The sequence below is a fragment of the Lentzea sp. NPDC036955 genome (genome assembly GCF_055608005.1).
The window spans coordinates 15,741-38,940 of record NZ_JBVJRC010000006.1 but is presented as its reverse complement, the minus strand read 5'-3'; the positions used below and the strand labels follow the sequence as shown (position 1 = coordinate 38,940).

Below are 23,200 nucleotides of genomic sequence, written 5' to 3'. Positions count from 1 at the left end.
GCAACCCTGCACATGCGTTCACTCCGCTTCCGCCTCGGTTCGGCCTGCCTCGCGCTGGCCGCCGCCGCGGCGACCATCACGGTCACGGCGCCTGCCGCGCAAGCCGCTTACCCGGCCGGGTTCAAGAGCGTCGGCTACCTGCCGTCGTGGTCCGGCAGCGTCAGCTCCATCCAGTACGGCAAGCTGACGCACATCAACTACTCGTTCGTGCTGCCGAACTCGAACGGCACGCTCCAGGGCGTTCCCGACCCCGGCAAGCTGCAGCAGCTGGTGAGCCTCGGCCACCAGAACGGCGTGAAGGTCTCGATCGCGGTCGGTGGCTGGAACGACGGCAACGACGACAACTTCGAGGTCCTCGCCGCGAGCGCGAACGGCCGCACGACGTTCGTCAACGCGCTCGTCGGCCTGGTGAACCAGTACAACCTCGACGGCGTCGACATCGACTGGGAGTACCCGGACCCCGGTGCCGAGGGTGACAACTACACCCTGCTGATGCGCCAGCTCGGCGACGCGCTGCACAGCCGGGGCAAGCTGCTGACCGCGGCCGTCGTCTCCGAGGGCGGCACGGCGGGCGGCGTGCAGCCCGCGGTGTTCGGCATCGTCGACTGGCTGAACATCATGGCCTACGACGGCGGCAACCCGCACGCGAACTACGACTGGTCGATCAACAGCGTCAACTTCTGGAAGGGCCGCGGCCTGCCCGCGAGCAAGGCAGTGCTGGGCGTGCCGTTCTACAGCCGGCCGACCTACATCGCTTACAAGGACCTGGTCGCGCAGGACCCGGCCAACGCCAACCGCGACAGCTACAACGGCAACTACTACAACGGCATCCCCACGATCAAGCGCAAGACGACGTGGGCGCTGTCGAACGCCGGCGGCATCATGAACTGGGAGCTGTCCCAGGACACCACCGGCAGCACCAGCCTGCTCAACGCGATCTGGGAGGCCGCGAGCGGCGGCACCCAGAACCCGCCCACCGGCGGCACGATCACCGGTTACGGCGGCAAGTGCGTGGACGTGGCGGGCGCGAGCTCGGCCAACGGCACGGCGGTGCAGCTGTACACGTGCAACGGCACCAACGCCCAGCAGTGGACCCGCACCGGTCAGACGCTGCGCGCACTGGGCAAGTGCCTCGACGCGTCGGGCACCGCCAACGGCGCCGTGACGCAGCTCTGGGACTGCACGGGCGCCGGCAACCAGCAGTGGACCGCTGAGTCGAACGGCCAGCTGCGCAACGCGGCCTCAGGGCGTTGTCTCGACGCCACCGGCCCCAGCTCGGCGGACGGCACCAGGCTCCAGCTCTGGGACTGCGCCGCCACCGCCAACCAGCGGTGGACGCTCAACGCCTGAGCCCTTCAGGAACTTGAGCCCGATGACGCAGGCGATGATCCCGGTGAGGAAGACGACCTTCCAGGCGGAGACGGCTTCCGCACCGGTGATCATCGCCCACGTCACGGTCAGCGCGGCACCGACCCCGACCCACACCGCGTACGCGGTGCCGACCGGAATCCGTTTCATCGCAACGGAAAGCCCCACCATGCTGAGCGTCGTGGCCACCGCGAAGACCACATAGGACTGTTCGGACAACGCGGTCGCCCACACCGCTTCGAGCACGGCGCTCACCAGCAACACGGCCCAGTGCACTCAGCTCACCACCTTCAGCCCGGCGACGCAGCCGATCAACGCGGCCAGCAGCACCGCCTTGGCGACCCCGAGCCTCTCCTCACCCCGCGCGACCGCGACGAGGACCGTGAGCACGGCCCCCACCCCGACCCACACCGCGTAGGCGGTCCCGACGGGAATGCCCTGCATCGCCCACGCCAGCCCGGCAACGCTCAACGTCATCGCCACGGCGAACACGACCACCGGCCACGGCCGGCGAAAACCGCGCGACGCGGCGAGCGCCGTGGCCCACACGGCCTCCAGCACTCCTGACGCGACCAGCACCACCCAGTACATTAGTACGACCGTACCAGAAAAACTTCCGCTGGTTCGCCCCCGTCCCGCTCGGATGAGTAGCCGTACTCATGACAGGCCCGGTGTGACCCAGGACGCTGGACGGCATGACCACCAAGCCCGCCAGCACCCCCACCTCCGGCGCCTTCTACGTGCAGGCGGTCCTGTCCTTCGGCCTGTCGCTCACCGCCGTCGGCATCGGGGTCGTGTTCCTGCCGGTCGACGGCTGGGTGCGGGCGTTCCTGGGCATCGCGATGCTCTACACGGTCACGTCGGCGTTCACGCTGGCCAAGGTGATCCGGGACCGGCAGGAGGACACCTACATCGCGAGCCGCGTGGACCGGGCGCGGCTGGACAAGCTGCTGGCGGAGCACGACCCGTTCAAGCTGGACGCGGCCTGACCGCGCGCAGTGCCGGTGCCACCGAACGAGAAGAGCCCGGCCACAGCTCGGCAGCCGAGATGAGGTCACCAGGGCGGTCAGTCCGCACCACCCAGGCCCCCTGCACAACTTCATGGTCAACATCAACCGGATCCGGCTGCTGGAGGAAGAACGACGCGCGAAGGAGCCCGAGTACCGGGTCAGACTTCGCGTCGCGATCGTGACGGCGAGGAACGCCCCGGTCAGCACCTGGTGAGCTCGGTCCCGTGCGTGCACGTTCGTTCGGCATCCGGAACGCGCGAACCGAACCGGGAGGAAAGAGCTCAGCTGCGAAGTGGCCGGTCTCCGTCAACCGCGGGTTACTCCGCCACCTCGCCGAGCGGCCCCGGATCGGCGATGCCGAGCTGCCCGCACGCGTCCGCGGCGAACGAGAGCAGCTCGCTCATCGGCACAGGCGACCGCGTGGCCCCGGCGACGTCGGTCGCGCCCTCCCTGGACCACAGCGGCGGGTACGCGGTGATGCCTTCGCGCGGCCCGAGCGCCGCCACGTCCGCCTCCCACCCCGGCCAGAACATGCCCTCGTAGTACCGCTCCACCCCACCGTCGAGCATCCACATCAGCCACGCGCCGTGCCCGCCGTCGAAGGTCTCCCACTCCAGCGTGTCCGGCGCGAAGTACACGACCTGCCCCGGCTCCCCCGGCCGGCCGGACCGCTCGCAGTCCGCGCCGTTCAACGCGAACACGCCACCCAGCACGTCGTGGGCGAGCACCAGCCCGCCAGCGGGCGCCCACGACGGGTCCACGGTCTCGGGAAACCCGTTGACCTCTCCGAGGCTCGGCAACGCACCGCCCGAGCCGCCGTACACGCGCAACCACCCGTGGTGCAGCACCATACCGCCGGTGTTCAGCACCACCGCGCCCAGCAACGACCGCACGGTCACCTGCAGCTGCAGCAACACAGCCCGGCAGGCACCCGGTTCCGGTGGCAGCACCGCACACGACGCGGGAACCGCCTCCGCCACCACCGGCCAGCCGGGGTCGTCCACCTCGGTCAGCTTCGCGATGTCCCGCACGACCACCCCCAGAACGCAGAAGAGCCCCGGCGACATCGCCGGGGCTCCTCCATCCAAGCACTAGCGGGCCAGACCGGCCTCCACGGCCTTGATGATCGCCGGCCGCAGCTCGGCAGCCGAGATGATCGCGTCCACGGACCCGACCTCCACCGCCCGCTGCACGCTGTGCACCCGGTCGAACTCCGCCGCCGTCTCGTTCAGCTTCTCGGTTCGCACCGACTGCCGCGTCGACGCCAGCTCGGCGGCCAGGGCCGCGCGTTCGGCACCGGAGGCCTCCGCGACCGCCGTCTCCAGCTTCTTCACCCGCGGGTCGTTGGCCGTGCGGCCGTCGACGTCACGGGCGAACACGACCGCGGCCGCCGGTGCGCCACCGATGACCGAGGCGTACGAGCCCTCGACGGCGAGCACGGTCATGGACGGGTTCAGGGCCTTCGAGAAGACCACGAACGCGCCGCCGTGGTAGCGGGAGATCACGCAGAACACGATCGGGCCGCGGAAGTTCACGATCGCGCGGCCGATCTCGGCGCCGTACTCCAGCTGCAGCAGGCGCATCGACTCGGGTGAGCCGTCGAAGCCGGACAGGTTCGCCAGCACCACCAGCGGGCGGTTGCCCGAGGCCGCGTTGATCGCGCGGGCCGCCTTCTTCGACGACTTCGGGAACAGCGTGCCCGCGGTGTAGGTGTCCGGGCCGTCGGTGGGCGGGAAACCGGCGCGGGCCACGCCGCGGGACTCGATGCCCAGCAGCGTCACCGGGATGCCGCCCAGGTGCACGTCCTGCACCACGGCGGTGTCCGCGTCGGCCATGCCCGCCCAGCGCTCCAGGACGACGTGGTCCTGGTCCGACAACGCGCGCATCACCGTGCGGATGTCGAACGGCTTCTTGCGGTCCGGGTTCGCCTCGGCCGAGAAGATCTCCCCGACCGTCGTGAACGGGCTGTCGCCCGCCACGTGCGGGTACGACGAGACGTCGCGCGCCACCGGGTCCGAAGTGGACACCCGGCGCGGGCCCGGCTCGCCCGGCACCACGTAGGTGTGCTCGTAGTGCGCCAGCAGCACGGCGAACGCCGCCCGCAGGTTCGGGGCCCAGTACTGCGCCTGGCCGTTCGGGCCCATGACGCGGTCGTAGCCGCCGATGCCGTAGTTGTCCTCCGCCGACACGCCGCCGGAGAAGTCCAGCGCCTGCTTGCCGGTCAGCACCATCGCCGAGTCCGGCGTCATGACCAGGATGCCCTTGGTGTGCATGAGCATCGTGGCTTCGGCGTTCCAGTACGGCTGGGCGCCGACGTTGATGCCGTTGACGACGATGTTGATCTCGCCGCCGTCCTGGGTGAACTCGACGATGCGCTTGAGCGCCGCCGCGACCCAGTCCATGTTCTCGACACCGGACGACATCGAGATCTTCGCGCCCGACGAGAGCGAGAACCACTCCAGCGGCACCGACAGCGACGACGCCAGGTCCAGGGCGTGGATCACCCGCGAGCACTCGGGTTCGGCGAGCGCGCCCAGCGACTTGGTCGGGTCGCCCAGCAGCACCACGCGCTTCATGCCCTCGGGGTAGGCCGGGGTCGGGGTGGTCACCACGCCGACGACGATGCCCGCCCTGTTGCCGCCGCGCGGGCGGTCGACCGGCACCAGGGCGCCGTCGACGAGGTCGTGCTCCACGAACGAACCGCCCTCGCCCGCGAGCATGTCGCACAGCTCGTACGGGTAGATCGTGCCGCGCGACTGGGCGCGCAGGACGTTCTGGCGGTAGTCGTCGAGCGGCTGGATCGCGTCGGTCGGCGGCTGCACGAACGAGAACCGCACGCCCGAGCCCGCGTCGGTGGCGATGCGGACGCCGATGTCGGTGAGCTCACCGGTCTCGCTGTCCTTGCGCCGCGCCAGGAACAGGACCTCCTCCAGGTCCAGGCCCGTGGTCGTGGGCAGCACGCGGGACGCGATCGCGTCCAGGTCCGCCGAGTGCAGGTCGGTCGGCGGCCACGCGTAGAGCACCACGCGGTTGGTCGCGAGGCGGGTGCGGCCACCGGCCTGCGCACGGGCCCGGCGGATGCCGTCCAGGCACGTCGCCAGCACGTCCTCGGCCGCGGGCAGCGCCACGATCCGGCCCTCGTCGTCGCGCAGCGGCGTCAGGTCGCGGACCTGGCCCAGCGCGACGAGGCGCTCGTCGGACTTGTTCGTCTTCGCCACCGCGCGGAACAGGTAGACGTCCTCGTCCACCGACGGCAGGCGGGTGAGGTCGAACTCGCGCAGGCGTTCCAGCTGCATGCGTTCGGCGATGCGCGGGTGCAGCCCGCGCACCAGCCTCTCCTCCGCGAACCCGTTCGAGGACGGGCGGAACGTGAAGTGGTGGTGCATCGACTCACCGCGGCGGCCGGCCACGGTGGTGGTGATGCGGGTGATCGTCGGCGGCAGCTGGTGCGCGGCCACCGCGGCACCCAGACCGGCGGCCAGCTCGTCCTGTTCGGACGGACCGTCGGGCCAGTTGACGTAGAGGTCGGCCACGACCGGGTTGCCGTCGGCGTGCTTGACGATGTCGCCGATCGCGTCCACCAGCGACGAGAACTCGACGGCGGTGCTGACCAGGCGGGTCTGCTCCGGCTCGTTCTCGGCGAGGAAGAACGCGCCGTCCACGCGCGGGTTCTCCAGCGCCTTCTTGGTGTAGTAGCGGCGGGCCAGCACCTCCAGCAGCGGGGTGTTGTCCGCGCCGGGCTTGCCGATGCGCTGGCCGAGCAGGCGCACCAGCGGTTCGGCCGACGCGACCATCGCGGCGATCCGGTCCTCGCGGTCGGCGGCCTGCGGCTGCGCGTCGAGGTGGATCAGGTGCCTGCGGACCTCGGTGTGCACGCGGGCGCGGTTGCGGCGCACCAGCGGCTGCGCGAACCAGGTGAACACGACGCTGCGGGCGAGGTCGGCCACCTGCGGGTAGCGGACCTGGGTCGCGGCGACGATGTGCTCCAGAACCAGGCCGACCCGCACCCGCTCCGACTCGACCGGCGGCGCCTCCTCCACCCAGCGGCGCAGCAGGGTCGTCGCGACGGCGGCGTCGAACACACCCCGGCGCAGCGCGACGAAGATGCGGAACACCGCCTGTTCCAGCTCCGGCGTGCGGTCGAGCTCGGTGATGCCGTAGTGGCTCAGCACGTGCTGCAACCGCTCGCGGAACGTCGCCGGCAGCGCGGCGCGGTCGGCGTCGAGCGTCTTGAGGTAGGTGTGGAAGTGCTCGCGCGGCGAGTGGATGTGGTTCTCCGGCTTGGTCTCCTCGCCGGCCGGGCGGTTGCGCGACAGGTCGCACAGGTCGGCGAAGATGCTGAGCAGCTGCGCCTCCGCGACCAGTGGCCGCTCCGCCAGGTCCTCCCGCGCGCTCATGTAGCCCGCCAGCACCCGCTCGGTGTCCGCGGCGGTGGTGTCGAAGCCCAGCAGCAGGCTGCGCAGGTCGTCGAGGCCCCGTGCGGCGAGCTGCTCGGCCGGGACGCCGGTCTGCGGCGCGGGCATCTCCAGCTCGACCGCGGACTCCGGCTTCTGCACCTGCACGGCGCCCGCGTCGTCCTCGACCTCCTCCAGCTTGAGCAGCGCGCCACCGGCGGGCACCTGGGTGCCGACGACGACGTTCAGCTCCTTGAGCCGGGCGCGGAACGGCGCGCGCAGCACCGTCTCCATCTTCATCGCCTCGAGGACCAGCACCGGAGCGCCGGCCTCGACCTCGGCACCGACCTCCAGCGGCGTGGCGACGACCAGCGCGGGCATCGGCGAGCGCAGCACACCGCCCTCGTCGCGGGTGACGCGGTGGGTGACGCCGTCGACCTCGACCTGGTGCACCACACCGGACGTGCCGGTGACGACGCGGAACCGGGTGCCGTTGACGGTGATCTGGCCGACGTGGTGGTCGAAGCGCTCGACGTCGACGTCGGCGGACAGCACGACGTCGGAGTCGGCCGCGGACACGCCGACGCGGTACCTGGTGGCGCCGGCGCGGGCCACGGTCACGACGTAGGGCTGACCGCGCAGCACGAACTCCAGCTTGCGCGCGCCCTCGTGGTTGGTGCGCGGCTGGCCGCCGTGCGCGGAGGCGAGCAGCTCGGTGCGGTTGATCTGCTCCTCGTCCTCGTACACCTCGATGGCCGCGGCGGCCAGCGCGATGGCGGAGTGGCGGTGCGAGATCAGGCCGCCCTCGGAGCGGACCCGGTCGATCCACGACGTGTCGGCGGAGCCGTCGACCACGGCGGGCTCGTCGAGCAGGTCGAGCACGAAGCTCTTGTTGGTCGTGCCGCCCTCGATGATGACCGTGGTCTCGGCCATGGCGCGGCGCAGCTTGCCGAGCGCCTCGTCGCGGTCGCGGCCGTACGCGATGATCTTCGCGATCATCGAGTCGAAGTCGGCGGGGATCTGCGAGCCCTCGGCGACACCGGTGTCCACGCGGATGCCGGGGCCGGCGGGCAGTTCGAGGCGGACGATCCGGCCGGGGCACGGCGCGAAGTCGCGGTCGGGGTCCTCGGCGTTGAGGCGGGCCTCGACGGCGTGGCCGAGCTCGGCGGGCTTGGCGCCTTCGAGCCTGCCGCCGCCCGCCACGTGCAGCTGGGCCTTGACCAGGTCGAAGCCCGTGGTGATCTCGGTGATCGGGTGCTCGACCTGCAGGCGGGTGTTGACCTCCAGGAACGCGAAGAGCTTCTCACCGGGGTGGTAGAGGAACTCGACGGTGCACGCGCCGCGGTAGCCGACGGCGTTCGCGAGCCGCTCGGCCGAGGCCTTGAGCTCGTCGACCTGCTCCGGCGCGAGCACGCAGGAGGCCGACTCCTCGATGATCTTCTGGTTGCGCCGCTGCACCGAGCAGTCGCGGACGCCCAGCGCCCACGCCGTGCCCTGGCCGTCGGCGATGACCTGCACCTCGACGTGCCGGGCGCCGGTGACCAGGCGCTCCAGGAACATCACGCCGGAGCCGAACGCACGTTCGGCCTCCATGCTGGTGCGGTCGAAGTTCTCCTCCAGCTCCTCCGGCGAGGTGATCTTGCGGATGCCGCGGCCACCACCACCCGCGGTCGCCTTCAGCATCAGCGGGTAGGTGACCTCCTCGGCCACCTTCAGGGCGTGTTCGAGGTTCTCGACGGCACCGCGCGACCACGGTGCGACCGGGACCCCGACCTCCTCGGCGATCAGCTTGGAGCCGATCTTGTCGCCCAGCTTGCGCATGGCATCGGCCGACGGACCGACGAAGGTGACCCCGACCTTCTCGCACAGCTCGGCGAACTCGGGGATCTCGGCGACGAAGCCCCAGCCGACCCACGCGGCATCGGCCCCGGTCTCGACGAGCGCCTTCTCCAGCACCCCGAGGTCGAGGTACGGACGATCGGCCGCCAGGCCGAGGTTGTGGGCGAGGTCGGCTTCCCTCACGAAGGGCGCCGACTTGTCGACATCGGTGTACAGGGCAACGGTCTCGATCCGTTCCCCTGACTCGGCGGCGAGCTCACGGACGGCGTGGATCAGCCGCATAGCGGCTTCCCCGCGGTTGACGATCGCTACACGACTGAACAACGACTTCTCTCCTCGCGGACAGACAACCTCAGCGGCAGTCGCCGCCCAATCGATGTACACACTCTCGTCTACTACCCGGTAACAAAACCGCTGGAGCGAAGCGAGTTGAGCAGCGTGCTTTGTATGAAACCAACAAGGCACCAGGTCCTCAGCACAGCTTCACTTGAGCCCCGTGTCTCAATTCACGACCGCGCCCGCCAGCGGCGGCGTGATGACGGTCACAGTCCGCGGTGGAGTGATCGCCCAGGAGCCACCCGGCGCTCCGCACCTGTGGGGACGGAGGTGCCGCACGAGTTCGTTCCGGCGGTGGCGGGGTAGTCAGGCACATGAAACCCGTGCAAACGGCAGCCAGGGTCGTCGGCGGGGCGTTCCTGCTCGTCGGCGTCCTCGGGTTCATCCCCGGCATCACCAGCCACTACGACCAGCTGACCTTCGCCGGCCACCACTCGGGCGCGCTCCTGTTCGGGCTGTTCGCCGTGTCCGTGCTGCACAACCTGGTGCACCTGGCGTTCGGGATCATCGGCCTGCTGATGGCGAGGACGGCGGGTGCCGCCCGGTTGTTCCTGGTGGTCGGCGGCGGGATCTACGTCCTGCTGTGGGTCTACGGCTCCGCGGTCGGCGAGCAGACCCGCGCGAACGTCCTGCCCGTCAACACCGCCGACAACTGGCTGCACCTCGGCCTCGGTGCCGCGATGGTCCTGCTGGCCATCGGTCTCACCATCGGGGAACGGGCCCGCGGCGACCACACCTCCGCGGGCCACACACCCACCAGCTAGTTCGCGACGGCGATGGCGATGTTCAGGGCCGCCGCGAAGCTGACCCACGCCAGGTAGGGCACCAGCAGCAGCGCGGCGGCCCTGCTGCGCGACCAGAACACGACGACGAGAGCGGCGATCGACAGCCACAGCAGCGCGATCTCCACCACCGCCACCGCGTACCAGCCGAGCGCGAAGAACAACGGCGTCCACAGTGCGTTCAGCACCAGCTGCACGCCGAACAGGGTCAGCTCGCCGCGACCGGCACCGGCGCGCCACGCCAGCCAGCCCGACAGCGCGATCAGCCCGTAGAGCACCGTCCACACCGGACCGAAGAGCCACGGCGGCGGCGCCCACGACGGCCGTTGCAGGGCCTGGTAGTCCGCTCCCGCCGACACGGAGAACAGCGAGCCGACGACGGCGGTCACCACGACCGCGGCGACGAACACGAGCAGCACGCGCACGGGGTGGTGGCGCACGGGCAGAGCGGTCATCAACAACTCCCCACAGGCAGGGCGCGGACGATGGCGAGCACGGTCGCGCGGCTCGGGGCCGCCCGTTCCGCGGCGCCGAGCAGCGACACCTCGTCGGCCAGCACCGCGCGCCGGATCTCGGCGCCCTTGCCGGGTACCTCCCGCAGCAGCGCCTCAACCAGGCGCGACCGCAGGGCCCGCCCGGCTTCGTCGTCGGAGGGCAACGCGCGCCAGTGGGCGCGCACGACCCGTTCGGCGACGGCCTCGTCACCCGCCGCCCACAGCAGACGGATCATGCGATCGGCGAGGCTCACGCCGACCAGACTAGATTCGATTCAAAATCGTTTCAACCGCGGCGGCCAGCGTGTCGACCCGCTGAACGCCCGGCGGAAGCGTCATCGAGGCCCACCCCGGCCCGCCGACCAGCACCGGCACCGCCGAGAGCTCGGCCAGGGGCACCTGCTCGGCATACACCCGATCGTGTGCCCACACGAAGACGACCCGCGGCTTCAGCACCTCCACCGCGCTCGTCAACGCGTCCCCCGGCACCCGCGCCCCCAGGTTGCGCGCCGCGTGCCCGTGCTCCGCGAGCGCCGCCGCCAGCACGTCCAGCGGCAGGCTGTGCTGCTCGTCCGGCGCGCACGCCAGCAGGGCCGACGGCGCACCGGCGACCGCGGACGCCCGCAGCACGTCACCGATGCTCGCGCTCGCGAAGTGCTCGACCTCGACCCCCGACGCCGAAGCCGTGACCCGCTCCCCCAGCTCCACCAGGAACGGCGCCAGCACCACGTCCCACGCGTGCACCACGCCGTGCCGGGCGATGAGGTCGACCGCGACGCGGCGCATCTCCACGGCGTCGAGCCTGGTCGCGGCACCCTCGAAGTCCAGGTCGTCCGACGTCGCCGGCACCACGGTCGCCGCGGCAGAGGCCGGCGCGACACCGGACGTGGTCAGCTCGACCATCCGCCGCAGCCGTGCCACGTCGTTCTCGCTGTACCGGCGGTGCTTGCCCTCCGCCCGTGTGCTCGGACCGAGCCCGTACCGGCGGTCCCAGGTGCGCAGGGTCGTCGGCGAGACGCCGAGCATCCGGGCCACCGCGCCCGCACTCCACTCCACCACTCACCCCACGTCCCGTCGCATCGGTTCTGAATCGTATCGCCCCGGACACGAAAACGGCCCCCGGCGCGACGCCGGGGGCCGTCGGGGTCCCGTCCACTCCGGACGGGCCCGCCTCACTTCTTCTTGCCGCCGAACAGCTCCTTGAGCTGGTTGCCGCGCCGCCGCAGCCCCCACTTGGTCACCCTGATGAGCGCTTCGCGGACGATGTTGCCGCTCATCTTCGACTCGCCGTACTCGCGCTCGCGGAACGTGATCGGCACCTCGCGCACGCGGAAGCCGAGCTCGATCGTGCGCCAGAGCAGGTCGATCTGGAAGCAGTAGCCGGCCGAGGCGACCGAGGCCAGGTTCAGCTTGCGCAGCGTGTCCGCGCGGAAGGCGCGGAACCCGCCGGTCATGTCGCGGATGTTCGCCCCCAGCGCGATGCGCGAGTAGAGCGAACCGCCGCGGGAGAGCACCTCGCGCTGCACGGGCCAGTTGACGACCTCGCCACCGGGCACCCAGCGCGAGCCGATCACCAGGTCGGCCTGCGGCAGCGCGTCCAGCAGCCGGTGCAGCTGTTCGGGGGCGTGCGAGCCGTCGGCGTCCATCTCGCACACGACGCCGTACTCGCGGTCGAGCGCCCACTGGAAACCCGCGACGTAGGCGGCGCCGAGGCCGGCCTTCTCCGTGCGGTGCATGACGTGGACGCGCTGGTCAGCGGCCGCCATCTCGTCGGCGAGCTGGCCGGTGCCATCGGGGCTGCCGTCGTCGACCACCAGGACGTGCACGTCGGGCAGTGCCGCGTGCAGCCTCTTGACGATCTTTCCGATGTTGTCCCGCTCGTTGTAGGTCGGGATCACCACCAGCACCTGCCCGAGTTCCTGGTCAGGCTGCTGCGCCATTCGAGTCCTTCCGTCGTCGTGTGAAGCCCAGCGCCAACGCGACAAGGCCCGCAGCGGTCAACACCCACGCGGGCCAGGCTCCAAGCCAGGTCGCCAGCGTAGTCTGTGACCGCAGGGGCAGTTCCGCCACCAGTGCGCCGGGCACGAAAAGGCCGGTCTTCTGCGTGACCGAGCCGTCAGGCCGCACGATCGCGCTGACCCCCGAGGTAGCGGCCACCACCACGGCCCGGCCGTGCTCCACGGCACGCACCCGTGACATGGAAAGCTGCTGGTAGGTCATCTCCGTGCGACCGAACGTGGCGTTGTTCGTCGGGATCGCGATGATCGTCGCGCCCGCCGTCACGGAGTCGCGGACAACTGAGTCGAACGCCACTTCGTAACATGTGTCAAGTGCGACCCGCGCGGGCCCCATCCGGAAGCCCTCGGGGTCGGTGCCCGGCTGGAAGACGCCCGCCCGGTCCACATCGGACGAGAACAGCCGGAAGAACGACCGCATCGGCATCGTCTCGCCGAACGGCTGCAGCTTGCGCTTGGTGTAGGTGTCCGTGGCGCCCTTCTCCGGGTCCCACAGCACCACCTGGTTGCGCGGCAGCCCGTCGCCCCGGTCGACCACGACGGCCCCGACCGCGATCGGCGCCTTGATCGCCTTCGCCGCGCTGTCGATCGCCGCCTTGGCGTCGGCGTTGCGGAACGGGTCGATGTCGGAGGAGTTCTCCGGCCAGATGACGACGTCGGGCTGCTTCACCCGGCCGGCGGCCACGTCGTCGGCCAGCTCGACCGTCTTCTTGACGTGGTTGTCGAGCACGGCCCGGCGCTGCGCGTTGAAGTCCAGCCCCGCACGCGGCACGTTGCCCTGGACCGCGGCGACCGTGACGGTGCCCGCGGAGGCGTCCACCCCGACCGGCACGCCGAACCCGGCCACCAGCGGCACCACGAGCAGCGGCAGGCCGAGTTTCCAGTTCCTGGTCAGCCAGAACAGCCCGAACCCGGTCAGCACGACCGCGAACGACACCAGCGGCGCGCCCCCGAGCGCGGCCAGCGGCAGGAACCAGCCCTCCGGCTGCCCGAACGCGATCTTGCCCCAGGTGAAGCCGCCGAACGGGAACACCTCGCGCAGCGCCTCGTCCGCCGCCCACAGGAACGCCGCCCACAGCGGCCAGGCGGGCAGCCGGGAGGTGAACGCCATCGCGGTCGTGCCGATCGAGATCATCAGCGCGCACGCGAACGCCAGCGGCAGCCACGCGACCAGCCCGACGAACTCCCCGGTCCACCGCAGCAACGGCACCATGAACCCGAGACCGAACAACAGGCCGTATCCGAACCCAGCGCGCGCACGACGGCCGTAGAGCACGTACGCGAGCACGGCGAACCCGACCGGCGCCAGGAACCACAGCGGCCGCGGCGGGAAGCTCAGGTAGACCAGCACGCCACCGGCGACGGCGAGGAGCACGCGCAGCAGCACGGACCCGCTGAACCGCTTGCGACGGGCGGGCTTTTCCGGCGATTCTGGCGAATCGGGCGCCATCGGGGGTGCTACCACCCGTTCAGCCTACGAGGAGCCGGAGTAGACAGGGTCCATGACCTACGTCGACCTCGTCCTCAACCGCCTCGCGACCGGGCAGGAACGGGAGGCGGTGATCGGCGGCGACACCCGCCTGACCCGCGGCCAGGCCCGTGACCTGGTGTTCCGGCTGGCCGACGGGCTGGCCCGGCGCGGGATCGGCCGGGGTGACGGCGTGGCGGTGTTCATCGGCAACACCCCGGAGGCGCTGCTGCTCACCGTGGCCGTGCACCTGCTGGGCGCCCGGCTCGTGTACGTGCCACCGGAGCCGGGTCAGCGCGAGCTGGCGGCGTTGATCGAGAAGGCGGAGGTCGCGGCGGTCGTCGTGGACCCCGGCTTCAGCACCCGCCTCACCGGCTGGGACCTCGCGGAGCTGCCCGGCGACCCGGTCGAGCGAACCCCGGCGCCGGACTTCACCACGGTCAGCTACACCGGCGGCACCACCGGTCTGCCCAAGCTCGCCGTCCACGGCCCGCGCTCGACGAGCCGCTGGGAGGCGCTGGGCCACACGCCGTCGCTCACCATGCTGTGCAGCACGCTCATCACGCACGGCAGCGGTGCCGGCGCCTCGGTCGGGGCGCTGGTCACCGGCTCGAAGCTCGTGCTCGGCCCCTCGGTGTTCGACGCGGACGCGTTCGTGCGGCTCGCCCGCGACGAGCAGGTCAACGCGACGTTCTTCGTGCCGCCCATGATGTACGAGGTGCTGGACCACCCGGACTGCCCGGGACCGCAGTTCCTCAGCATCGGCCTCGGCGGTTCCCCGCTCGCACCGGAACGCCTCCGGCAGGCGGTCGAGCGCTGGGGGCCGGTGGTGTACCAGGGCTACGGCATGACCGAGGCCATGGCGATCGCGTTCATGCCCGCGACGGCCGTCGACCTCGCGAAGCCGCACACGCTGCGCACCGTCGGCAAGCCCAACCCGGACATGGAGGTCGAGGTGCGCGACGGCGACGTGTGGGTGCGCGGCCCGCACGTCATGCGCGGCTACTGGGGCGAGCCGCCGCTGAGCGAGACCAGCGACGGCTGGCTGAACACCGGCGACGTGGGCCACTTCGACGAGGACGGCTACCTCTACCTCGACGACCGCAGCAAGGACGTGATCGTCACCGGCCGCACCTCCGACAACGTCTACTCGCGGCTGCTCGACGACTTCCTCGTGACGCTGCCCGGCGTCCGGCAGGCCGCGGCGGTGGCGGCACCGGACGAGAGGTGGGGCGAGGCGGTGCACCTGTTCGTCGTGCTGGAGGACGGCCACGAGCTCGACCTCCACGAGGTGGAGCAGGCCGTTGTCGCCGAACTGGGCGATCTCTATGCACCACGTGGCGTCACGGTCGTACCCCGTCTGCCGCTGACGCAGGTGGGAAAGGTCGACAAGCGCCGGCTGCGCGCGTTGCTTCGGTAAGGTCTCGAAGCAAATCATGGAGGTGACGGATGCCCCGTCCAAGCGTGGAAGCCGAACGCAAGGCGCAGATCCTCGCGTCCACCTGCAAGGTGATCGCCGCCGAGGGCTTCCGCCACCTCCGGGTGTCCGACGTGGCCAGAGACGCCGGCGTGTCCGGCGGCACGGTCCACTACTACTTCGAGACCAAGCGCGAGCTCACCGACGCCGCGTTCGAGCACTGCTTCGAGCAGTCGCTCAAGCGCCGCCGCTGGATCCTCGAGTCCGACGAGCCGCCGTTGTCGCGGCTGCGCATGGTCGTCGAGTCCTACCTGCCGCAGGGCGCGGAGACGGTCGAGGCGTGGAAGATCTGGGCCGAGCTGTGGGTCGAGGCGATCCGCAGCCCCGAGCTGCAGGAGCTCAACGAGCGCTTCTACGGCGAGTGGCGCGAGATCGTCGCGAGCATCTTCCGCGACGGCCAGGACACCGGGGAGATCCGGACCGGTGACGACCCGGTGGAGCTGGCGAACATGCTGGTCAGCATGCTTGACGGGCTGGCGCTGCAGGTGCTCGCCGGGTCCAGGTCCATGACCGTCGACACCATGCGCGCCACGTGCCTGAGGTTCGTCGACCAGTTGTCAGGGGTATCCCAGGGCTGTCCCTGATGCAACGAACGGACCGGCGGGAGCATTGTGGAGCTATGACCACGACAGTTGCTTTGAGCAGGCCCAGGACCAACCGGATGATCGCAGGTGTGTGCGCGGGGCTCGCCCAGCGGTGGGGCATGAAGGCGAGCACGGTGCGCCTTCTGTTCGTGCTGTCGTGCCTCCTGCCCGGACCTCAGTTCGTCGTCTACCTCGTGCTGTGGGTGATCATGCCCAGCCGCGGCTATTGATCGACGCCCTCGTCAGACCCACGCGCAGCAGCACGGCGCGTGGGTCGCGCCGTGCGTGAAAGAGCAGGTGGTGGAGGGCGTGTTCGAAATGCGGTAGAAGGATGCCCATGGAGATCACCGCCTTCCTGGACCGCAAGCTGGCCCGTCGGTTCCGCACCTACGACGCCGACGGCGACGGGTTCATCGGGTGCGATGACTTCACCACCGCGGGACTGCGCACCACGAGGGCGTTCGGTCTGGGTGACGATGAGCCGAGGGCGGTGCGATTCCGCGCGACGCTGACCGGGTTGTGGCAGCAGCTCTCGCTGGCCGCTGACACCGACCGCGACGGCCGGATCAGCGTGGACGAGTACAAGAAGGCGTTCGCGGACGGCCTGCTGGAGACACCGGAGTCGTTCGACGAGGGGTACGTGCCGTTCCTGGACGCGGTGATGGCGATCGCCGACGGGGACGGCGACGGCAAGCTGACCGTCGACGAGCACGTGAAGTGGACCGGCGCGTTGATGAACCTCTCCGAGGCCGATGCCCGGATGATCCACGACCTGCTCTCCGACGACGACGGCCTGCTGTGCACGCACGCGCTGCTGGCGGCCATCCGGGAGTTCTACTTCTCCGAGGACCCCGCGGCGGCCGGCAACTGGCTGCTGGGGTCGTTGGACTGACGTGCTGCTCAAGACGCTGCAGGAGTACGCGGCACGGGCTCAGCCGGCCGCGCACGTCGAAGAGGCCGGTGGCTGGTGGCTGCGCCATTCCCCCGACGACGCCTGGTGGGTGAGCGCGGTCCTGCCGCACGACCGCGAGGACCGGGTCGAGGTCGCCGAGGAGTTCTGCGCGGGCCGCGGTGCCCCGGTGCGGTTCCAGATCACGCCGGGCGTGTGCGCCGACGACCTGGACGCCCGGCTGGCCGGCCGCGGGTACGCGCGGGGTCACGACATGTCGTTGCAGATCGCGTCGACCGCCGACGTGCTCCGCCAGGCGCACGCGGACGCCGGTGCCGTGACGACCCGGCCGGACGACGGCTGGCTCGCGGCGTGGCACGAGGTGACGACACGCGACGTCGAAGCAGAACGCGAGCTGCTCAGCCGTGTGGAGGCACCGAGCGCGTACGCCTACGCGGAGGTCGACGACGAGGTGGTCGCCGTGGGGCGTGTGGTGGCCGACAACGGGTGGGCCGGCGTGTTCGGCATGGCGACGCTTCCGCACGCACGGGGCCAAGGCGCGGCACGGTCCGTGCTCGCCGCGCTGGCGTCATGGGCGGCCGCACGCGAGTCGAACCACATGTACCTGCAGATGGAAAAGGCCAACAAGTCGGCGTTCCGGCTCTACGAGCGGTCGGGGTTCCGCGAGCTGTGCACCTACCACTACCGCTGCCGCGAGTGATCAGTCAGGAATCGAGAAGCGCGGGACGGGGGTCTGCGAGTTAGCTTGTCGCCATGACCTCCAGGAGAGCGGCCGCCACCAACGCGCACGAGGCCGACACCCACGACATGATCCGCGTGCGGGGCGCGCGGGTGAACAACCTGAAGGACGTCGACGTCGAGATCCCCAAGCGGCGGCTGACGGTCTTCACCGGCGTGTCCGGTTCGGGCAAGAGCTCGCTCGTGTTCGGCACGATCGCCGCGGAGTCGCAGCGGCTGATCAACGAGACCTACAGCGCGTTCATCCAGGGGTTCATGCCGACCCTGCCGCGGCCGGAGGTGTACCTCCTGGAGGGGATCACCACCGCGATCCTGGTGGACCAGCAGCGGATGGGCGCCGACCCGCGTTCCACAGTGGGCACCGCGACCGACGTCAACGCCATGCTGCGCATCCTGTTCAGCCGCCTGGGCGCACCGCACGTCGGCGGCCCGCAGGCGTTCTCGTTCAACGTCGCGTCGATCAGCGGCGCGGGCGCGGTGACGATCGAGAAGGCAGGCCAGAAGGTCAAGGAGCGCCGCGAGTTCTCCATCACCGGCGGCATGTGCCCGCGCTGTGAGGGCCGCGGTCAGGTCTCCGACATCGACCTGACCGAGGTCTACGACTCGTCGAAGTCGATCCTCGAGGGCGCGATCAAGGTGCCCGGCTACAACGTCGACAACCAGTGGACGGTGCAGACGTTCACGCAGTCCGGGTTCATCGACCCGGCGAAGCCGATTGCCGAGTACAGCAAGAAGGAGCTGCACGACTTCCTCTACCGGGAACCGGTCAAGATCAAGGTCAACGGCATCAACCTGACCTACGAGGGCCTGGTCCCGAAGCTGCAGAAGTCCATGCTGTCGAAGGACCGCGAGGCGCTGCAGCCGCACATCCGGGCGTTCGTGGACCGTGCGGCGACGTTCGGCACCTGCCCCGACTGCGGCGGCACCCGGCTCACCGAGGCCGCGCGGTCGTCGAAGATCAGGGGTGTGTCCATCGCGGACCTGTGCGACATGCAGATCAGCGACCTGGCCGACTGGATGCGCGGGCTGGAGGACAGGTCCGTGGCGCCGCTGGTCGAGAAGCTGGTGCACACGCTCGACTCGTTCGTCGAGATCGGACTGGGCTACCTCTCGCTCAACCGCCCCGCCGGCACCCTGTCCGGCGGTGAGGCGCAGCGCGTGAAGATGATCCGGCACCTCGGGTCCGCGCTGACCGACGTGACCTACGTGTTCGACGAGCCGACGATCGGCCTGCACCCGCACGACATCCAGCGGATGAACAACCTGCTGCTGCGGTTGCGCGACAAGGGCAACACCGTGCTCGTGGTCGAGCACAAGCCGGAGACGATCGCGATCGCCGACCACGTCGTCGACATCGGTCCCGGCGCCGGCCGCGACGGCGGCACGATCTGCTTCGAGGGCACGCTGGAGGGGTTGCGCGCCAGCGGCACCGTGACCGGACGGCACCTGGACGACCGGGCGGAGCTCAAGCCGTCGGTGCGCAAGGCGTCCGGGACGCTGTCCATCCGCGGCGCGTCGAAGAACAACCTGCGCGACGTGTCGGTCGACATCCCGCTCGGCGTGCTGACCGTCGTGACCGGTGTGGCGGGGTCGGGCAAGTCGTCGCTCATCCACCAGTCGATGCCGAAGGACTCCGGCGCGATCGTGGTGGACCAGACCCCGATCAAGGGTTCGCGCCGGTCGAACCCGGCCACCTACACCGGGCTGCTGGAGCCGATCCGCAAGGCGTTCGCCAAGGCCAACGGCGTGAAGCCGGCGTTGTTCAGCGCGAACTCCGAGGGCGCGTGCCCGAACTGCAACGGCGCCGGTGTGGTGTTCACCGACCTGGGCATCATGGCCACGATCGAGTCGCCGTGCGACGTGTGTGAGGGCAAGCGGTTCGACCAGGCGGTGCTGGAGTTCAAGCTCGGCGGCAAGGACATCTCCGAGGTGCTGGCGATGCCGGTCGCGGAGGCGGTGGAGTTCTTCAGCTCCGGTGAGGCCCGCACGCCCGCCGCGCACGCGATCCTGGACCGGCTGAACGACGTGGGCCTGGGCTACCTGTCGCTGGGCCAGCCGCTGACCACGCTGTCCGGCGGTGAGCGCCAGCGCCTCAAGCTCGCCACGCACATGGCCGACAAGGGCGGCGTCTACGTGCTGGACGAGCCGACCACCGGCCTGCACCTGGCCGACGTCGAACAGCTGCTGGGCCTGCTGGACCGGCTCGTCGACTCCGGCAAGTCGGTCATCGTGATCGAGCACCACCAGGCCGTGATGGCGCACGCCGACTGGATCGTCGACCTGGGGCCCGGAGCCGGCCACGACGGTGGCAAGGTCGTGTTCGAGGGCACGCCCGCGGACCTGGTGGCCGGCCGCTCGACGCTGACCGGCGAGCACCTGGCCGACTACGTGGGGGCCCCGGCGCGCGTCAAGAAGCGCTGAGCGGGTAAACAGGCGCATGGAGATCACGCCGTTCCTGGACCGCAAGCTGACCCGCAGGTTCGAGACCTACGACAGCGACCAGGACGGTTGCGTCGAACGCGCGGACTTCGAGCTCGCCGGTGCGCGCACGACCGGCGAGTTCGGCCTGGCCGCCGACGACCTGCGGGCGAAGCGGTTCCGCGAGCAGCTCCTGGCCGCGTGGGACCACCTCTCCGCCGTGACCGACACCAACGACGACGACCTGGTCAGCCTCACCGAGTACAAGACGGCGTTCGTCGCCGGCCTGCTGGAACGCCCCGAGGTGTTCGACGACGCGTACGTGCCGTTCGTGGACGCGCTGATGGCCGTGGCGGACCACGACGGCGATGGCCACCTCGGCGTGGACGAGTACGTGCGCGCGAGTGGGGCGTTGCTGAACGTGCGCCCCGCCGACGCGCGCGCCGGGTTCACCCGGCTCGACGGCGATGGCGACGGACTGGTCAGCGGCGAGGACCTGCTGGCCGCGCTCAGGGCGTTCTACTTCTCCGACGACCCGAACGGTCCCGGTGCGTGGCTGTTCGGCCCGCTGGGCTGAGCCGTCACTCCACGGCGGTCTTGACGGCGGCGGCCTCGGCCTTGACGTACCGGCTGGTCAGCGACCGGGTGAGCAGCCAGCCGACACCGGCCATCAGCCCTGACATGGTCAGCGTGAGGGTGAGCCTGCTGCCGTCGGCCAGCGGTTCGACGACGTGCGCGGCGGTGACCGTGACGCCCGCTGACCGCGACTGCCAGGTGTACGAGGTGCCCTCGGTCAGCTCGGTGACCGTCCAGACGGCGGGCGACAGCCGCGGCTGCACCAGCCGGGTGCGCGACCCGACCGCCAGCGGGCCGGCGTCGAGCCGTTCGACGCTGTCGACCGTGGGAATCCGCTCCGGCCAGCGTTCGACGTCGGAGACCACCTCCCAGACCTTGGCGGGCGGGGCAGCGATCGTCACGGTGTGCTGCAGGCCGGGCATGCGCCGAGTGTACGGCTTCAGAACCGCTTTTCGATCTCCCGAACGGCAGCAGCGGCGAGCTGTGCGGCGGCGGCCCGCGGCCGGGGCGCGCCGACGACCTGCCGGACCAGCCGGCGCATGTTCTCGTCGATCTTCGCGAACGCCGACTCGGCCGTGGGCTCGATGTCGCCGAACAACGTCCACCACCACCACGAGTTGGTCGCCGAGTTCGCGACGACGTCCGGGATGACCAGCGCGCCGAGCAGGTCCTCTGCCTCCCTGGTGATCGGCATGTTCGCCGCCTCGACGACCAGCCGTGCCTTCACCTCGCACGCGTTGTGCTCGTCGATCGCATAGCTCGTCGCGGCGGGCACGAGCACGTCCGCCTCGACGTCGAGCCACCGGTCCCGGTCGAGCCGCACGTCGTCCGCGGCGAGCTCGGAGCGGTCGATGCCGCCGTGGGCGTCGCGGGTCAGCAGGAGCGCCTCCACGTCGAGCCCGGCCGGGTTGGCCACCACCCCGTGGACGTCCGCGAGCCCGACGACCTTCACCCCGGCCCTGGCGAGGTAGCGGGCCGTGGCGCCGCCCATGGAGCCGAACCCCTGGACGAACGCGGTGGGGTTGCTGAGCCGAAGCCGTTCGATCCCTTCCAGCGCGGCCGTCGCGACGCCGTACCCGCCGACCAGCTCGTCGAGGCCGACGCCGTCGACCGTGACCGCGAAGGCGTCCTGAAGTCGTTGCCGCGCTTGGTGTTCGTCGTCCAGCAGCGGGTACACGGCCTGGATGGACGACTGCAACCCGATCTTCTCGATGGCGGCGTCGATCGTGGACTGCCGCAGCCCCAGGTCCTCCCCCGTGGTCCAGAACCGCTCGATGTACGGCGACATCGCGTAGAGGTAGGCCGTGAGCACGTCGAACGCACGCGGGTCGTACGGGTCGAAGTCGATGCCGCCCTTGGCACCCCCGAGCGGCACGTACCGCGCGCCGGGGTCGTAGTTGAGGGCCTCCTTGGCCGTCATGCCCTCCGCGAGCCCGCGCACCTCGTCCAGCGTGCACCCGGCCCGCATGCGCAGTCCCCCGCTGCACACCCCGCGCACCAACCGGTCGACGACGAGGTAGCCGCGCGCGCCCGTGGCCGGATCGGTCCACGTGACCTGCAGGAAGCTCATTCCCCCATCTTGGCCGACGGCCGGTTCACCTCGACATCTGGCGCAGGAACTCGGCGTTGCCCTGGGTCTTGCGCAGTCCGTCGAGCAGCACGTCGACGTCTCGGTCGGCCATGGCCCTGCGCACGGCGTTGGTGACGGCGAGCTCCTGTCCGGACACCAGCAGCTCCACCTTGCGCGTGCCGGACTGGTGCAGGTCGATCGCGGGGAAGACCCGCCGCTGCGCGGCCTTGCGGTCGAGCTTGAGCTCGGCGTTGCCGGTGCTCTTGAGCTCCTCGAAGATCACCGTGTCGCCCACCGACCCGGTCTCCACGAGCGCCGTGGCGAAGATCGTGAGGCTGCCGCCCTCCTCGATGTTGCGGGCGGACCCGAGGAACTTCTTCGGCGGGTTGAGCGCCCCGACCTCGATGCCCCCGCTCAGAATCCGCCCGCCGCTGGGCGCCGCGAGGTTGTACGCCCGCCCCAGCCTGGTCAGCGAGTCCAGCAGCACCACCACGTCCTGCCCGTCCTCGACGAGCCGCTTGGCCCGTTCGATGGCGAGCTCCGCCGTGGCGATGTGCTCCCGCGGGTGCTCGTCGAACGTCGAGGTGAACATCTCCCCCGGCACCGTGGTGCGGATGTCGGTGACCTCCTCCGGCCGTTCCCCGACGAGCACGACCATGAGGTGGCACTCGGGGTTGTTCTTGGCCACCGCCTGCGCGATGTGCTGCAGCACCATCGTCTTGCCGGCCTTGGGCGGCGCCACGACCAACGCCCGCTGCCCCTTGCCGACCGGCATGACCAGGTCGATCGCCCTGCTGGTGAGCTCCTCGGGGTCGTGCTCCAACCGCAGCCGCTCGTTGGGGTAGAGCGGCGTCAGCTCCTCGAACCTGGGCCGCCGGTGCGGCTTGCGCCCGTTGACCGTGTCGACCGACGTGAGCTTGCCGTCGTGCGCCTCCCCCGTGACCCGGTCGCCCCTGCGCAGGTCGTGTTGCCGCACGAGCTGCTGCGGCACGACCGGTCCGTCGAGGAGGAAAGCCTTGTTGTTGCGTACGTCGAGTACACCGATGTGCATCGGTCTGTCCTTTCGGGAGGGTTGCGTGCAGATGCGCTCGTCCGCCCCGCCTCGTGTGCGTGGGAAAGCGCTGCAGATGTGGGTCCGCCAGCGTTCAGAAGCTGGGGGCTGGTTCGCTGCGGACTTCGGATGGTCCAGCAGCTGGTAGGTGCTTACATGCGCTCTGCGGC

At 70.5% G+C, this 23,200-nt stretch carries 21 protein-coding genes and 2 pseudogenes; 11 read left to right on the top strand and 12 right to left on the bottom strand.

Annotation, left to right across the window (positions count from 1 at the left end):
* Positions 1–12 precede the first annotated feature (12 nt).
* Positions 13–1,350, top strand: coding sequence for a glycosyl hydrolase family 18 protein (locus tag ACZ7CF_RS20905; protein WP_470370307.1), 1,338 nt, complete (start codon positions 13–15; stop codon positions 1,348–1,350).
* On the opposite strand, the gene ACZ7CF_RS20900 is transcribed toward ACZ7CF_RS20905, so the two are convergent.
* Positions 1,243–1,602, bottom strand: a complete 360-nt coding sequence (locus ACZ7CF_RS20900) for a DMT family transporter (RefSeq protein ID WP_360393748.1) — start codon at positions 1,600–1,602, stop codon at positions 1,243–1,245. The two genes, ACZ7CF_RS20905 and ACZ7CF_RS20900, sit on opposite strands and share 108 nt — an antisense overlap.
* Positions 1,603–1,644: 42 nt before the next feature.
* Entirely contained in the window at positions 1,645–1,959 is a 315-nt protein-coding gene (locus ACZ7CF_RS20895) for a DMT family transporter (RefSeq protein ID WP_470370306.1), read from the bottom strand.
* Between the two features lie 104 nt (positions 1,960–2,063).
* Between ACZ7CF_RS20895 and ACZ7CF_RS20890 the strand changes: the two genes are divergently transcribed.
* Both ACZ7CF_RS20890 and ACZ7CF_RS20885 read left to right on the top strand, forming a co-directional pair.
* Positions 2,064–2,357: a YiaA/YiaB family inner membrane protein gene (locus tag ACZ7CF_RS20890; RefSeq protein WP_360393691.1), complete on the top strand. Its 294-nt coding sequence runs from the start codon at positions 2,064–2,066 to the stop codon at positions 2,355–2,357.
* A gap of 67 nt (positions 2,358–2,424) precedes the next feature.
* A pseudogene (locus tag ACZ7CF_RS20885) lies at positions 2,425–2,592 on the top strand (5'-nucleotidase); the annotation flags it as partial.
* 103 nt (positions 2,593–2,695) lie between these two features.
* Here ACZ7CF_RS20885 and ACZ7CF_RS20880 read toward each other — a convergent pair.
* Together ACZ7CF_RS20880 and ACZ7CF_RS20875 are read right to left on the bottom strand one after the other, a co-directional pair.
* Positions 2,696–3,445: a DUF2625 family protein gene (locus ACZ7CF_RS20880; protein ID WP_470370305.1), complete on the bottom strand. Its 750-nt coding sequence runs from the start codon at positions 3,443–3,445 to the stop codon at positions 2,696–2,698.
* Between the two features lie 24 nt (positions 3,446–3,469).
* The gene (locus ACZ7CF_RS20875; protein ID WP_470370304.1) at positions 3,470–8,935 is read right to left on the bottom strand and encodes an ATP-binding protein; all 5,466 of its coding nucleotides are present in this window, start codon (positions 8,933–8,935) and stop codon (positions 3,470–3,472) included.
* A 326-nt stretch (positions 8,936–9,261) separates the two neighbouring features.
* Here ACZ7CF_RS20875 and ACZ7CF_RS20870 point away from each other — a divergent pair, with 326 nt between their 5' ends.
* The gene (locus tag ACZ7CF_RS20870; RefSeq protein ID WP_458431638.1) at positions 9,262–9,711 is read left to right on the top strand and encodes a DUF4383 domain-containing protein; all 450 of its coding nucleotides are present in this window, start codon (positions 9,262–9,264) and stop codon (positions 9,709–9,711) included.
* On the opposite strand, the gene ACZ7CF_RS20865 is transcribed toward ACZ7CF_RS20870, so the two are convergent.
* The 5 genes from ACZ7CF_RS20865 to lnt form a co-directional block, all read right to left on the bottom strand.
* Positions 9,708–10,184, bottom strand: coding sequence for a TspO/MBR family protein (locus tag ACZ7CF_RS20865; RefSeq protein ID WP_458431637.1), 477 nt, complete (start codon positions 10,182–10,184; stop codon positions 9,708–9,710). The genes ACZ7CF_RS20870 and ACZ7CF_RS20865 overlap by 4 nt on opposite strands.
* Positions 10,184–10,477, bottom strand: a complete 294-nt coding sequence (locus ACZ7CF_RS20860) for a hypothetical protein (protein WP_360393676.1) — start codon at positions 10,475–10,477, stop codon at positions 10,184–10,186. The genes ACZ7CF_RS20865 and ACZ7CF_RS20860 overlap by 1 nt, the downstream gene beginning before the upstream one ends.
* A gap of 10 nt (positions 10,478–10,487) precedes the next feature.
* Entirely contained in the window at positions 10,488–11,282 is a 795-nt protein-coding gene (locus ACZ7CF_RS20855; RefSeq protein ID WP_470370303.1) for a MerR family transcriptional regulator, read from the bottom strand.
* Between the two features lie 113 nt (positions 11,283–11,395).
* Entirely contained in the window at positions 11,396–12,163 is a 768-nt protein-coding gene (locus ACZ7CF_RS20850) for a polyprenol monophosphomannose synthase (protein ID WP_360393670.1), read from the bottom strand.
* Positions 12,147–13,688, bottom strand: coding sequence for an apolipoprotein N-acyltransferase (lnt, locus tag ACZ7CF_RS20845; protein ID WP_360393667.1), 1,542 nt, complete (start codon positions 13,686–13,688; stop codon positions 12,147–12,149). Before lnt ends, ACZ7CF_RS20850 begins: the two co-directional genes overlap by 17 nt.
* Positions 13,689–13,740: 52 nt before the next feature.
* On the opposite strand from lnt, the gene ACZ7CF_RS20840 reads away from it, so the two are divergent.
* The 7 genes from ACZ7CF_RS20840 to ACZ7CF_RS20810 all read left to right on the top strand — a co-directional run bounded on the left by ACZ7CF_RS20840 (position 13,741) and on the right by ACZ7CF_RS20810 (position 20,410).
* On the top strand, positions 13,741–15,126 hold the full coding sequence (locus tag ACZ7CF_RS20840; protein WP_470370302.1) for a class I adenylate-forming enzyme family protein: 1,386 nt from the start codon (positions 13,741–13,743) through the stop codon (positions 15,124–15,126).
* Between the two features lie 29 nt (positions 15,127–15,155).
* Positions 15,156–15,767 (top strand): TetR/AcrR family transcriptional regulator, encoded by a 612-nt coding sequence (locus ACZ7CF_RS20835; protein ID WP_360393661.1) that lies wholly within the window; start codon positions 15,156–15,158, stop codon positions 15,765–15,767.
* 35 nt (positions 15,768–15,802) lie between these two features.
* The gene (locus ACZ7CF_RS20830) at positions 15,803–15,997 is read left to right on the top strand and encodes a PspC domain-containing protein (protein WP_360393658.1); all 195 of its coding nucleotides are present in this window, start codon (positions 15,803–15,805) and stop codon (positions 15,995–15,997) included.
* Between the two features lie 107 nt (positions 15,998–16,104).
* Positions 16,105–16,659 (top strand): EF-hand domain-containing protein, encoded by a 555-nt coding sequence (locus ACZ7CF_RS20825; RefSeq protein ID WP_360393655.1) that lies wholly within the window; start codon positions 16,105–16,107, stop codon positions 16,657–16,659.
* 1 nt (position 16,660) lies between these two features.
* On the top strand, positions 16,661–17,377 hold the full coding sequence (locus ACZ7CF_RS20820) for a GNAT family N-acetyltransferase (RefSeq protein ID WP_360393652.1): 717 nt from the start codon (positions 16,661–16,663) through the stop codon (positions 17,375–17,377).
* A 53-nt stretch (positions 17,378–17,430) separates the two neighbouring features.
* Positions 17,431–19,836, top strand: coding sequence for an ATP-binding cassette domain-containing protein (locus tag ACZ7CF_RS20815; RefSeq protein WP_470370301.1), 2,406 nt, complete (start codon positions 17,431–17,433; stop codon positions 19,834–19,836).
* A gap of 16 nt (positions 19,837–19,852) precedes the next feature.
* Entirely contained in the window at positions 19,853–20,410 is a 558-nt protein-coding gene (locus ACZ7CF_RS20810; protein WP_360393646.1) for an EF-hand domain-containing protein, read from the top strand.
* Between the two features lie 4 nt (positions 20,411–20,414).
* On the opposite strand, the gene ACZ7CF_RS20805 is transcribed toward ACZ7CF_RS20810, so the two are convergent.
* The 3 genes and pseudogenes from ACZ7CF_RS20805 to rho all read right to left on the bottom strand — a co-directional run.
* Positions 20,415–20,831, bottom strand: coding sequence for an SRPBCC family protein (locus ACZ7CF_RS20805; RefSeq protein WP_360393643.1), 417 nt, complete (start codon positions 20,829–20,831; stop codon positions 20,415–20,417).
* Positions 20,832–20,848: 17 nt separating this feature from the next.
* Positions 20,849–21,979 carry a Glu/Leu/Phe/Val dehydrogenase dimerization domain-containing protein gene (locus tag ACZ7CF_RS20800; protein WP_360393640.1) on the bottom strand — a complete coding sequence of 377 codons (1,131 nt, stop codon included), beginning with the start codon at positions 21,977–21,979 and terminating at the stop codon, positions 20,849–20,851.
* A gap of 25 nt (positions 21,980–22,004) precedes the next feature.
* Positions 22,005–23,090: pseudogene (gene rho, locus ACZ7CF_RS20795) on the bottom strand (transcription termination factor Rho); the annotation flags it as partial.
* Positions 23,091–23,200: the final 110 nt, after the last annotated feature.